Below are 12864 nucleotides of genomic sequence, written 5' to 3'. Positions count from 1 at the left end.
CGTCTGTCCGTCGACGAGAGGCCCGAATGAGAATCGTGATGGCGATGGGCGGTAGCCGCGGCGATGTACAGCCCGCGGTCGCCCTGGGCACCGAACTTCGTTCGCGCGGGCACGATGTCGTGATGGCGGTCCCGCCCAACCTGGTCGCGTTCAGCGAAGGGGCCGGTCTGCCCGGCCACCCGTACGGTGGCAGCACTCACGACCTCCTCGACTCCGATCTCATCCGTACAGAGCTCAAGTCGCGCAACCCGGTCCGCCGGGTGCGGGCCATCTCGGAGATCACCGTGCGCGGCGGCCGAGCGATGGGACAGCAGTTGCTCGACCTCACCGAGGGTGCGGACGCGATCATCGCCGGCAGCGCCGGACAGGAACGGGCGCACAATGTTTCGCAGGTCCGCGGCATCCCGCACTTCCCGCTGCACTATTGCCCGATCCGGCGCAACCATCAGGTATCGCTGCTGGCGCACCTCGGACTCGACGTGCCTGGCGTGGTGGCCGACGCGAGCTGGCTTGTCGGGGAACAGATCCTGTGGCTGGCCTCCCGCCGCGCGGAGCATCGACTGTCCGACGAGCTCGGTCTGCCGCGGGCGTCGGGGCCGTACGCGACGCGGATCGCGCGCACCGGAGTGCCGGAGATCCAGGCGTACGACCCGGCCCTGTTCCCGGGTCTGGCCGCCGAGTGGGGTGCGCGGCGCCCGCTCACCGGTTTCCTGAATCTGGCCGCGGCGCAACGCTCCGGCGTCGGCGACCAGACGCCCGCCGAGTTGCTGACGTGGATCGCCGCCGGCCCGGCCCCCGTATACGCCGGGTTCGGCAGCATGCTCCCGGGCGACCCGGAGGCGCTGGCGACTGCGCTGACGGAGACCGCGCGGGCGCTGGATGTGCGACTGCTCGTGGCCGGCGGCTGGAGCGGTTTCATGTCCGGCGCCGACATCGATCCCAGCCGGATCCGGCTGGTGGGTCATGTCGATCACGACACGGTGCTCCCGTTGTGCCGGGCGGCGATCCATCACGGCGGCGCCGGGTCGGTGGCCGCCGGACTGCGGGCCGGCCTGCCCACCGTGGTGACCTGGGTGGGTGCCGACCAGCCCATCTGGGGCAGGGCTCTGGTTGGTGTGCATGTCGGTGCGTCCCTTCCGATGTCGCGGGTGACCACGCCCGCGCTGACCGAGGCGTTGCGGACGGCCCTGTCCGATGAGGCCAAACTCTCCGCCGAAACCCTGAGTCGTCATCTCATCTCCCCCACCAAGGCAGTCGCCGCTGCGGCCGATATCGTCGAACAAGGTCTGGAGGGCCGTCGTGTTCTGGACTGACTCGCGGCCCTCGCAGACCCGCGATCCCCGAGCGAAGCGAGGGGGCGCCATGTTAAGGAATGATGCGGTCGGTGCGTTCCCGGAGGATGTTGGTCACGGCGAACGTGCCTGATTCCGTGTCGTAGCTGCGGAGCAGGAGCAGGCGGCCTGTGTGCAGGACGGTGATGGCGGGGAGATACACCACTGCCGCACCGAGGGCGAGGCCGAACTGTTTGTGCAGCAGGAATGTTCGTGGCAGGCAGGACATGTAGCGCACGAACGAGGCCACCCCGGTCTCCATCCGGCGCGGCGACACCCCCACGGTGATGGAGGCGAGAAAGGCGTTGCGGCCGCCGGTTTCGCGGACGCACAGTCCCATGTCGACGTCCTCGAAGACGTCGCGGCGCATGCTCACCCGGGTACGGATGGCCTGCCAGGTGTCGCGGCGCAGGATCATGTTGGACCCGTACAGCACCGGAACATCGCTGGGTTCGGGCGCTTGGGTCACCGTCGACGCCTTGCCCCGGGACAGCGGGTGCAGTGCGATCTTCCACTTGTCGAAGCGGCCGGAGAACGGGATCCCGTAAGCCTCACCGCGTCCGCAGAGCGCCGCCCAGGTGCCCCCTGTGTCGGCGGCGAAGAAGTCGACGACGGTGCGTGCCCAGTGTTCGGGTACGCGGGTGTCGGCGTCGATGCGGGCGATGATGTCGCCGGTGGCGGCGTCGAGGCCCGCGTTGCGGGCATGGACGAGGCCCTGGCTGGTCTCGTGCACGATCCGCACCGACGGGTGCTCGGCCATCACCCCGGCGACGATCCGCATGCCGTCGTCGGTGGAGTTGTTGTCCACCACGATGATCTCGGCGATGTGCTCGCTCTGCGCGGTCAGCCGGGCCAGGCATTCGCCGAGCACGCCGGCCTCGTTGTAGGCGGGCACCACCACCGACAGCCGGGGCCGCCGGGGCTCCGGCTGTGTGGTCACCTCCGGCGCGCCGGCTTGGGGCACCGGACGTACGGTCACGGGGCTATCGGACACCGGGGTGTCCGGGACGGTCGCAGTCACTAGGTCCTCCGCATGTAGGTTCGCAGGGTGATGGGCACGCAGATCGCGAGCACCGCGAGCGCACCGGCCAGGGTGTAGGCGATCTCGACGCCCGCCGATCCGTCTGTCGCGAGTTCCCGGGCGGCGGTGACCAGGTGCGAGACGGGGTTGGCGGACGCGCACGCCTGCATCCAGCCGGGCATCGAATCGACCGGCACGAGGGCATTGGAGACGAAGGTGATGGGCATCATCACCAGCATCGACACCCCCTGCACCGTCGAGGCCTTGTCGAGCAGTACGCCGAGCAGCGCGAAGATCCAGCTGAGGGTGAAGGCCACGAGCACCACGAGTCCGCAGGCGGCGATCAGGCCGAGCGCGCTGCCGGGCCGGTAGCCCATGGCGAGGCCGACGCAGACGGTGATGGCCGTGGCCACCACATACCGCACGGCGTTGGCCAGCAATGCGCCGGCGAGCGGGGCGATCCGGGCGATCGGCAGCGATTTGAATCGGTCGAACACCCCTTTGTCGAGGTCCTCCCGCAGCTGCACCCCGGTGATCACCGAGGCCGCCACCGTCACCTGCACGAGCAGACCCGGGATGAGCAGCGGCAGATAGCTTGTCACGTCACCGGCGATGGCCCCGCCGAAGATGGTGGAGAACATGACGGTGAACACGATCGGCAGGACGATGACGTCGAAGAGCTGCTGCGGATTGTGTTTGATCTTCAGCAGTCCGCGCCCGGTCATCGTCAGTGATTGCCGGGTGGCCGCGGCCACCCCGATCCGGTTGGGCGGCAACACGAAGTCGTCGGCCACCGCCTCGGTGAACCGATCCGGGGCGTCTTCCCGCTCACGATCGCGCGGGTGAGCTACCGCGGCCTCGGCTTGTCCGAGTGCGACCTTGACCGCGGCGGCGTCGATGTCGCCGGTGACCGGCCCGGGCACCGGGGCGCTCACGCGGCCTCCTCCCCGCTCTCGGCGGCGGGCGCACCCTCGGTCAGCTCGAAGAACACCTCGTCGAGACTGGGCTTCTCCACGTTGACACCGGTGTAGGCGATCGTCCGCTCGCGGAGCGCGAGCAGCAGTTCGGGCAGTCTGTCGACGTCGGGCAGCGGCACCACGACCTTGAGGTCCGGGCCTGCGACGATGACCTCTGCGGAGGCGAACGCCGAGCAGAGGGTCCCGGCGTCGGCGAGACGACCGGCGTCGGCGACGCTGATCACCGCACGGGTGTCACCCACCTTGGCCTTGAGTTCGTCGACGGTGCCGTCGGCGACCACCTTGCCGCGGTCCATGACGGCAACGTGATCGGCGAGTTCGTCCGCCTCATCGAGATACTGGGTGGTCAGCAGCACGGTGGATCCGGCGGATACCAACTGCCGCACGGTGTTCCACATCTGTGAGCGGGTGCGCGGGTCGAGCCCGGTGGTCGGCTCGTCGAGGAACAGCAGCCGTGGCCGGGTGATCATCGACGCGGCCAGATCGAGACGGCGGCGCATGCCGCCGGAGAAGTGCCGGATGGGACGGTCCGCGGCGCCGGTCAGCCCGAACTCGTCGAGAAGATCGTGGGCTCGTGCCCGCGCGGCTCGTTTCGACGAGCCGATGAGGCGTCCGAACACCACGAGATTCTCTGTGGCGGTGAGATCTTCGTCGACCGACGCGTACTGACCGGTGACGCCGATCATCGCGCGTACCGAAGTCGCTTGGCGCACAACGTCGGCACCGAAGATCCGGGCGGTTCCCGCATCCGGCCGCAACAGCGTGGCCAACATCCTCACTGTGGTCGTCTTACCGGCGCCGTTGGTACCCAGCACCGCGTACACGCCACCGGCGGGAACGATCAGATCCACGTTATCTACTGCGGCAGTCCGATTTTCAGACCTGCCGAACATCTTGGTGAGACCGATGGCCTCGATCGCCGGCGGCCCGGACGAACCTCTATGCGACATGATTTCCCCTTCATCGGGGTACGTCATCATTTTGGTAATGACGTACCACAGTTACAGGACCACCACGTCCCCCGACACGGTGACCAACGTAGGCAGAATCTTCGAGATCCGCAAGGCGTGATTTCACCTGAGCAAGGGTCCTTGGTCCTGTCTCCGAGGTCTTCAGGCCCCGTTTGGAAAGATTCTGTCAACCGAACGGGCTACACCCGCTCACACCACCTCACCTGCGAGGGTTAACAACCTCTTCCATCCGGCTAACCTGGCCGTAACACGAAATCCGGCCCCGCCGGCCCTGATTCCCCAGTTCCGGTTCACACCGGAAATCCGTCAACGTGATGAACAACACGGTCGGGTAACGCTGGTATCACACGGTTATCTCTGCTTACTATTTCTCGCGGATCTTCCCGGCACCCCGACACAGGGTCTCGCAGGTGCGCCGACGCGCCCGCCCCAGGCAACTCCTATCAGCGCAGCGGCGCCATTCACCGATGGCGTCACGGCTGACATCACTCGGCTCCGCAAATGCCTTACCTGTGCTCTACCTGACCGGAAAGTATCGCCACAGCAATGAAATTCACCGAGCTATCGGACTACCGGCTGCCCGCCGGGACCGTCACCGAATGGGCGCCGTATACCGTCGCGCCGGAATCCGAATGGGTCGTCGACCTGCGTCCGGCCACCTTCGACCATGAGATGCACCTGCGGCGGAGCGCCGAGTACCAGGCCGGTAACTCCTGGCTCGGCGCGGTATTCGAGATCGACCGTCCGTTCGACGGCGCCGCCTTCGAAACCGCCCTGTATCTGTGGACCGCGCATCACGAAGTGCTGCGCAGCACCGTCTCACTCGAGTATTTCCCCGGTGACCGGGCCGTCGGCTGCCGGCCCGACGGCATCACCCGGCGCTACACGCACCCCGCCGGCGCGATCGGCATCCACGGCCGCGTCACCGGCGCGATGACCGGCGACGCGATCACCGCGCACCTGACCAGCACCTTCGACGCGGAGCTGTCGCCACTGACCTGGCCGCATCACCGTGCCGTCACCATCACCGACCTCGACCCCGATTCCGGTGGGCAGGAGCGTTTCGTCGCGGTGCTGGCCGCCGATCACTGCGTCGTCGACGCCTACTCATTGCTGGTGGCCATAGGCGAGTTGCGCGCGTTCTACCTCGCCGAGGTCGACGGAACGCAGCCCCGGTCCTCCTGCGCCGGAAGCCACCTCGACTACGGCATCCACGACCGGAAGGCGGGGGCGGAGCTCACCCCCGTGCACCCCGCGGTCACCCACTGGCGCACCTTCCTGGCGGCCTCGGGCTGGCGGTTCCCCGACTCCGGCCTGACCTCGGCGCAGCCCGTCACCTCCCACGACGCGCCGGGCAGCTGCGGCGGTTCCGAGTTCGTCCTGTCGGCGCGCGAGGCCGACGAGGTGAACCGGATCTGCCGAGAGGCCGGCCATTCCATGCAGACGACCGTGTTCACCGCCCTGGCCCTCGCCCACCGCGCCGTCACCGGCGAACCGCGGATGCGGGCGGCGATGCCGATGCACACCCGGTTCGAACCCCGGTACGTCGATGCGATCGGCTGGTTCGTCGGGCTCGGCCCCCTCGACGTCGATGTGCGTGCGGCCGAAAGCTTCCGCCGCGCAATGGACCTGACCACCGGAGCGATCGGCGCCGCCAAGGCCGTCTCCCGTTATCCGTATCCCCGGATCGCCCAGCTCACCGGCTGCGAGGCCATCCCCGAGTTCGTCATCTCCTACCTCGACGTCCGGTACGTGCCCGGCGCCGCCGACTGGGCCCGGCTCAAAGCCCAAACCCTGCGCGGCCGTACCGAATCCGACCGCGAGGTGTACCTGTGGGTGGCCCGCACCCCGGACGGCATCACCGTCTCGACCCGGCACCCCGGCACCGCCGCCGCCGCGGCCGCGGTCCGCGACTTCGTCGACACCGCCGTGGAGATCCTGTCCCGGGTCGGCACCGAGGGAGTGGACGCCCCGCTCGAGGGCGTCGTCGCCGCCCAGCTGCCCGCCTGACCCCGATCCAGTTCCCCCGCTCCAGTTTCTAGGAGAGAACCTCACATGAGAATCACCGCCATGGGCTCGTTCACCCCCGCCCCGGGTCACGCCGTGAGCTGGCTGCCGACCGCCGCCACCACCGCCGCGGCCGGAGATGCCCCCACCCACACCGGTCCGCTGACCTTCCTGGTGGAGAACCACGTCCGGGGCTGCGCAGCCGCCCGCGACCGCGGCGCACCGCACCGCGCCTACCTGGGTTCGGGCACCGAGATCGACGGCGACCTCGACGAGGGCCGGATGACGCAGGCGCTCAACTCCTTCGTCCGCGGGCACTCCGCTCTGCGCACCTGGTTCGAGACCGACGGACCGCGGGTCGCCGCACGCGTCGTCGATGCCGTCGACGTGTCGTTCACCGCCCACGATGCCGGGCCGGTGGCCACCGACGAGCAGTTCCAGCGGCATATCGCCGACCGGTTCGGCGCCGAGGCCATCAGCACCTCGTTTCCGGGCTTCGCGTTCGGCGCCATCCGCAGACCCGGCAGCTTCACCGTGTTCTTCGGCTGCGACCACGCTCTGTCCGACGGCGCCTCGCAGGCGCTGGCCCTGACCGAGATCATCGACATCTACACCGCACTCGGCGATCCCGCCAAGAGCAGCGGCGACGCACCTCGCACCGGGGCGCTACCCGCTGCCGAAACCTGCGGTGACACACAGGGTTACCTCGACTACGCACGTGCCGAGTCGGCGCTCGTGGACCACCACCTGTCAGGCTCGGACGAGCTTGCCACATGGACGGAGATCTTCGCCCGCAACAACCTCGAGCTGCCCGGCTTTTCACTCGACCTCGGCCTGGCGCCCGGCGAGACCGCACCCGTCACCCCCGTCGAGATCACCATCCTCACCGGCGACGACGTCGACAGATTCGAGTCGGCCTGCCGGGACGCGGGATCACGCTTCCTCACCGGCATCTACGCGGCCCTGGCGGCCACCGACGCCGAACTGGCCGGCCGGACAGACTATTACGGGATGACCGTGTTCAACACCCGAATGGCCGCACCGCAATTCGCCTCCGCCCAGGGCTGGTTCGGCTCATTCGCCCCGGTCGCGTTCGCGATCGCCGGCACCCGGACGTTCACCGAGCTGCTCGGTGCCGCCGACGCCGGCTACCAGCAGGCCAAACTGCTTGCCGCGGTACCGGTCCAGGCGGCGCTCGGTGCGCTCGTCGCCGCCGGAGCGTCACCCGCGGCTCTCGCCTCGACACCGAATCTGCTCTCGTACATCGACTTCCGCAGGTTCCCCGCGGCCGGGAGCGATCCCTACGAGCGCGGCATCATCTTCACCGGAGAGGGCCGCACCGCCAACGCCTCGCTGTGGATCAACCGCGACCACCGGCGGCTGTACCTCGGCAGCCAGACCCCGGGAACGCCGTACGCCCAGCATCAGGTGCTGCGGTACTTCGCGCACCTGTGCACGGTGATCCGGTCCGTCGCACGAGACGGCGACTACACGCTCTCCTCGCCGGTGGAGGCGGTTGCCTGAGAGACCGGGGCACGTGGCGGCACCCGCAGGTCCACCCGTGGGCCCACCGCGGCGTCGAGCACGTGCATGCACATGTCGTGGCAGACCGCCAGGGTGATCCGCTCGTCGACCAGTGCGGCCAGCGCCGCCTCGCGGACGTAGGTGATCCAGCCGGCGAATCCCACCTCGGCGACCGCGCGCTCAGGTCCGTCGACCCCGGCGGCGTCGAGGAACCCGGCGCACAATGCCTCAAAGTTCTGGGTGACCGGGCCGCGCACCGCCGGGTCCGCGGAGATCGAACTGCGGCTCGAGATCAGCACCAGCGGCAGATGCCTCTGATAGAAGTCGAGGTAGGCGGCGAGGGCCACCTCCACGCGTTCCCGTACCGTCGGGGCGTCCGCGGCGATCACCGCCTGCCGCAGCTCGACATGCACCCGCTGCCAGATCGCCCCGAAATACTCTGCCCGGGTGGGAAAGTAGTGATACAGCAGCCGCCGCGACACCCCCGCCGCGGCGGCGATGTCCTCCATCGAGGTCTCCTCGAACGGCCGTTCGCCGAAGACGCGCACACCGACGTCGAGCAGTTCCGAGCGCCGCTCGGCGGGTGTCAATCGTTGGCGGGGTGGCACCCGGCCCATCGTAGTGCGGCCGGAACCCACCGTGCGACCACTCACTACGGCGTGGGGACCGGGATCTCGCCCGTCGGCGTCGCCGGCGGGGTAGGTGCCACCGGCTGGGTCGCGGCCGGCTGGGTCGGGGTGGTGCTGCCCGGGGTGGGCGTCGGGCTCAGGCCAGGAATCGGCGTGGCCCCGGACGGCACCGACGTGGTGACCTCCACCTTGCCGCGGAACGAGTCATCGGTGATGACATCGATCCCGTTGATCAGCCACCGGCCGTCGTCCTTGGTCATCGAGTACGTGAGTCGGCTCGGATTGATCTGCACCAGCTCGTTGCCGCCGCGGGTGACCGACTGGTTGATGAACAGCAGCACGGTGGCGCTGTCGCGGGTGCTGGTGACCACGCCCGCATCCTGGATGATCACCTCGGAGACGATCTTCTGCTTACCCACCTCGGCCACCAGGTCGGTGTCGGCGATGATCTTGTCGTACTGCGCCTTCGCGTCCCCGGTCACCGCCTTCTTGGACCGTTCCACATGTGCGGCAACGTCTTTCGGGGTGTAACCGAACATCGTCGTGACATAGTCGCGGGCCGCGGACAGCGCCGAATCGCGGGCCTTCTCGTCGGCACGCACACCCAGATAGCGCACCCCGAGCACGATCGCCGAGACCGCCGACGCCACCAGCAGCACCGCCAGCACGGCGGCGGTGATCCGCCCGGCCTTGGTGTCGACGCCGAGCCGGCCGGCCAGATTCTGTTCGCCCGGCATGCCTAGGTCACCCACTCGAAGTTGGTCATCTTGAGTTCGCCGTTGATCCGGGTCATGTCGACGCGCCAACGGAACGTCTGATACTCGGGGGCGGCCTTGCCGTCGAGGGACCGCTGCTCCCAGCCATACACCATGATCACCGAACCCTCGTCGTCGGTGGCCTTGGTGACCGCCGACGACAGCACGGTGGTCTTGGTCTCCACATTGGTGGACTTGACCAGACTGGTCACCTGCTGGATCGAGTCGGAGATCTGTGTCTTGGCCCGGCCGCTGGTCTGCTTCTCCAGCGTCTTGAGCGCGTTGTCGGTGTTCTTCGGGTTGAAGCTGGTGAGGTTGACGATGACCTGCGAGGCAAAGTCCGAATACTCGGCGCGCAGCTCGTCCCTGTCGTTCTGCCGTTCGATGCCGAGGGCCGCCACCACCGCGACGATCGCGCACGCGATGATCACCACGACGCTCAGGCCCACGGCGATCGCACGGACCGGCGCGACGGACTTGCCGCTGTAGGCGACCCCGGGGTCCTTTCCGGAGCCCTTGGTCGTCGCCGCGGTCCGGGACCGGGGCCGGCGGCGGTCCCGGTAGCCGAGCGAACTCTCAAGCTGAGAAGGTTCCGGTCCGGACTCCTGATCGTCTGTCTCCGGTTCGGCAGAGTCCTGCTCGGACACCTCCTTCTCAGAAACATCCCTGTCAGGGGTCTCGGCGGCGACGGTCGTGGCCTCGTCGTCGCCCGCGCCGGGAACACCCGCCTTGTCAGGTGCCTTCGCCGGCGGCGGTTTCCTGGCGCCCCGCCGCAGCGGTGCGCTGAGCACCGGCCGCACCGGCGCGGCCGGTCCCGGCGTCACGGATTCACTGTCCGGCTGATCAGGCTCTGCCATGTAGTGGCACTTCCTCCTGGCTTCTTCTGCCCGGTTCCCGCGTTGTACGTCTTACCGTCCGGGCCGATGAAATCCCCCGATACCGGATCGTAGGCGGTGCTGTACACCGACGGTTCATCGGTCTTGGTCGACGGTGTGCCCGGCACGATCTCGCCCTGCACCGACGCCGGGCCGATCTTGATGTCGCTGGTCCGGAACGCATCGTTGGTGCCGGGATCGGGTTTGTACCCGGTTTTACATTCGGCCGGGGTGGGGGCACGCCGGCCGGGGAACTCGACGCAAGGATAGTTGCGTGCACCGCGCACGGCGATGTTGGCGTTCTGCGGCACCCGGCACAGCATGCCCGACGGCAGTTCCCGCGCGTTCTGTTCGGACGGCCAGCGCCACTCGTCCTTCGGCAGGTAACCGATGCTGCACGGGGCGCGGTCGTTGATGCCGAGGGCGAACGTCACGTTGGCGCCGTACCGGACCGAACCGGTGTTCAGGGCGGTGACCAGCGAGCCGATGAGGCGCGGGTAGATCGTCACGATCTGCCGCATGTTGGGCAGGTACACCGCCTGGGTGCGGGCGATCACGCCGAGGTTGGACACCAGTAGCGGATACGACTGGTCGAGCGAGCCGAACAGCTTCTGGCTCTGGTCGGCCACCCCGGGGCCGTGCCGCAGGATGTCGGTGATCTCCGGTTTGCTCGCCCGCAACTGGTCGGTGACCTTGGTGACGTTGCGGGTCCACGCCCGGATCTGGCCGGTGGTGCGGGACTGGGTCGACAGCAGCGGACCGGTCTGGTCGATGAGGTCGACGATCGGCTGCGAGTTCTTGTCGGCCTCGTTCACGAACAGTGCCATCGAGTCGAGCAGGCGCTGCAGTTGTTCGCCGGTGCCGTTGAATGCGGTGAACGCCTCATCGATCAGGCTGCGCAGGTCGGCACTGCCGATGTTGTCGAGCAGCGAGTCTGCCTGATCGAGCATGGATGCGATCTCCACCGGCACGTTCGCGCTGGTCACCACCGAGCCGTCGCGGAGTGTCCCACGTGAACCGGTGTCCGCGCCGGTGCCGTCGGTGCCGGTATCCGGGACGTTGTCGCGGTTGCCGGACTGATCCTTGACCGGTGCGAACTCGACGTACTGTTCGCCGATCGCCGACACACTGCGCACCGCGGCGGGCATCGACGCCGGGATCTTGGTGTCGTTGTCGATGACCAGCGTCGCGGCGACCCCCTCGTCGGTGAGCCGCACCGACGTCACCTTGCCGACATTCACGCCGCGGTAGGCGACGTTGGCGTTCTGGTACAGCCCGCCCGTGCTGGGCAGATTGAGGGTGACCTTGTAGCTGCCGACCCCGAACATCGACGGGATGCGGATGTAGTACACCGCCATCGCGATCACCGCGATCACGGTGACGATGCCGAAGATGATCAGCTGGGTACGGACGAACTTTGTGATCCTCATCAGCGGTCACCTCCCTGCGGCGTGGTCGTGGCGGTCTTGCGCGGTGTCGGCTTGTGGGTGCCCGACTTCTGGGTGCCTGGCTTCTGGGCGGCCGGCCGTTCGGTGCTCTTGCGCGCACCGGACTTGCCCGTCGAACTGCGGGAGTCGGGGACCGCACCGTTGTCCAGCGGCGCGGTGAACGGGTTGAGACCACGCTTGGCACCGGAAGCGGGCTTGCCCACCACACCTTCGGGCCCGATGAACCGGGCGGTCGCGAACATCGACTTGTTCAGCCGCGACGGGGTCAGGTCGAGGACGAGGTCGGAGTTGACGTAGTCGCCCTTGATGATCGTCGGGATCGTCGGCTCGTAGAATGGGAAGGTCAGCAGGATGTTCAGCGACTGGGTGAGCGCCGGACCGGTCTGCTGCAATTGGTCGATGGCCGGTTCGAGGTTGGCGACGATCGTCTTGATGTCGTCGCTGTTGGCCTTGAGCACCTTGTTGGCCGTCTCCGACAGCGTCGCCATCGAGCCGAGCGTGTCGGTGAAGTTCTTGCGCTGATCGGTGAGCAGCTTGAGGATCTGCGGGCTGTCGGTCAGCGCCGTGCGCAGGGTGGGCAGCTGATCGTTGACCGCCGACGCCAGCCGGTCGAGGCCCTCGGTGGCGGCGATGATGTTGTCGCGCTGCCCGTTCAGCTCACCCACCAGCGTGTCCAGCCGCGGGATCAGTTTGCTCAGCGCGTCCCCGCGGTCGCCGAGCATGTCGCTCATCTCGTGCACGATGTCGCCGAGCTGGCTGAGCCCGCCGCCGTTGAGCACCACCGACAGCGAACTGAGCACCTGCTCGGTCGACGGGAAGGTGCAGCGCGCCACCTGCTGCGCGACGTTGATGTCGGGCACCTGCGGCACCGACAGGTCGGTGATGATGTTGGACTGCTCGGGGCACTTGGTGAGCGGGATCTGGTCGCCAGCCTTCAGGTAGCCGCCCTCGGGCCTGTCGGGCTGCACAATCTCCAGGTGCGAGGACCCGAGCACGCTGGTCATCGCGACCATCACGTGCGATCCCCGGGGCACCCGCACCCCCTTGTTCAGCCGGATCGTCAGCTTGGCGTTCCAGTCGTCGGCGACGGTCATCTCCCCGACACTGCCGACCGTGGAGTCGTCCAGATGCACGGGGGCGTTGTTGACCAGGCCCGCCGCCGACGGCACGACGGCGCTGATGGTGTACGCGCCGTCGTCGGTGCCCTGGGCGCCAGGCACCGGCAGCGAGTTGACGCCGTCGAAGGTGCAGCCGGCGACGGTCAGCGTCATCGCCAGCGCCGCGGCGGCGACGGCCGGCCGTCTACGAGCGCTCATCATCCGGGCC

Annotated in this window: 11 protein-coding genes; 3 read left to right on the top strand and 8 right to left on the bottom strand. The window is 68.2% G+C overall.

What is annotated here, in order from left to right; translation table 11 throughout:
• The first annotated feature begins 26 nt into the window (after nucleotides 1–26).
• Complete coding sequence (locus GOAMR_RS03315) at nucleotides 27–1313, top strand: glycosyltransferase (RefSeq protein WP_040514217.1); 1287 nt, start codon at nucleotides 27–29, stop codon at nucleotides 1311–1313.
• Between the two features lie 52 nt (nucleotides 1314–1365).
• Here GOAMR_RS03315 and GOAMR_RS03310 read toward each other — a convergent pair whose 3' ends face one another.
• From GOAMR_RS03310 to GOAMR_RS03300, 3 genes are all read right to left on the bottom strand, one after another.
• Nucleotides 1366–2310, bottom strand: a complete 945-nt coding sequence (locus tag GOAMR_RS03310) for a glycosyltransferase family 2 protein (protein ID WP_373278760.1) — start codon at nucleotides 2308–2310, stop codon at nucleotides 1366–1368.
• Between the two features lie 41 nt (nucleotides 2311–2351).
• The gene (locus GOAMR_RS03305; protein WP_040514243.1) at nucleotides 2352–3146 is read right to left on the bottom strand and encodes an ABC transporter permease; all 795 of its coding nucleotides are present in this window, start codon (nucleotides 3144–3146) and stop codon (nucleotides 2352–2354) included.
• A gap of 137 nt (nucleotides 3147–3283) precedes the next feature.
• Nucleotides 3284–4279 carry a daunorubicin resistance protein DrrA family ABC transporter ATP-binding protein gene (locus GOAMR_RS03300; RefSeq protein ID WP_005182730.1) on the bottom strand — a complete coding sequence of 332 codons (996 nt, stop codon included), beginning with the start codon at nucleotides 4277–4279 and terminating at the stop codon, nucleotides 3284–3286.
• 567 nt (nucleotides 4280–4846) lie between these two features.
• Between GOAMR_RS03300 and GOAMR_RS03295 the strand changes: the two genes are divergently transcribed.
• Both GOAMR_RS03295 and GOAMR_RS03290 read left to right on the top strand, forming a co-directional pair.
• Nucleotides 4847–6310, top strand: a complete 1464-nt coding sequence (locus GOAMR_RS03295) for a condensation domain-containing protein (RefSeq protein WP_005182729.1) — start codon at nucleotides 4847–4849, stop codon at nucleotides 6308–6310.
• A 45-nt stretch (nucleotides 6311–6355) separates the two neighbouring features.
• A complete protein-coding gene (locus tag GOAMR_RS03290; protein WP_005182728.1) occupies nucleotides 6356–7831 on the top strand; it encodes a condensation domain-containing protein in 1476 nt (491 codons plus the stop codon).
• Here the strand turns inward: GOAMR_RS03290 and GOAMR_RS03285 are convergent.
• Genes GOAMR_RS03285 through GOAMR_RS03265 form a run of 5 tightly spaced genes read right to left on the bottom strand, consistent with a single transcriptional unit; the run spans nucleotide 7795 to nucleotide 12857 of the window.
• Entirely contained in the window at nucleotides 7795–8448 is a 654-nt protein-coding gene (locus GOAMR_RS03285) for a TetR/AcrR family transcriptional regulator (protein ID WP_040514216.1), read from the bottom strand. The two genes, GOAMR_RS03290 and GOAMR_RS03285, sit on opposite strands and share 37 nt — an antisense overlap.
• 35 nt (nucleotides 8449–8483) lie before the next feature.
• On the bottom strand, nucleotides 8484–9197 hold the full coding sequence (locus GOAMR_RS03280) for a hypothetical protein (protein ID WP_050942573.1): 714 nt from the start codon (nucleotides 9195–9197) through the stop codon (nucleotides 8484–8486).
• 2 nt (nucleotides 9198–9199) lie between these two features.
• The gene (locus GOAMR_RS03275) at nucleotides 9200–10039 is read right to left on the bottom strand and encodes an Rv1363c family protein (RefSeq protein WP_050942572.1); all 840 of its coding nucleotides are present in this window, start codon (nucleotides 10037–10039) and stop codon (nucleotides 9200–9202) included.
• Nucleotides 10036–11520: an MlaD family protein gene (locus GOAMR_RS03270; protein WP_005182724.1), complete on the bottom strand. Its 1485-nt coding sequence runs from the start codon at nucleotides 11518–11520 to the stop codon at nucleotides 10036–10038. Before GOAMR_RS03270 ends, GOAMR_RS03275 begins: the two co-directional genes overlap by 4 nt.
• Complete coding sequence (locus GOAMR_RS03265) at nucleotides 11520–12857, bottom strand: MCE family protein (protein WP_005182722.1); 1338 nt, start codon at nucleotides 12855–12857, stop codon at nucleotides 11520–11522. The genes GOAMR_RS03270 and GOAMR_RS03265 overlap by 1 nt, the downstream gene beginning before the upstream one ends.
• Nucleotides 12858–12864: the final 7 nt, after the last annotated feature.

The organism is Gordonia amarae NBRC 15530 (assembly GCF_000241345.1).
In the GTDB taxonomy this organism is placed as follows: Bacteria; Actinomycetota; Actinomycetes; order Mycobacteriales; family Mycobacteriaceae; genus Gordonia; species Gordonia amarae.
Note: the sequence above shows the minus strand (reverse complement) of the source record. Positions and strands in the feature narration are given on the sequence as shown.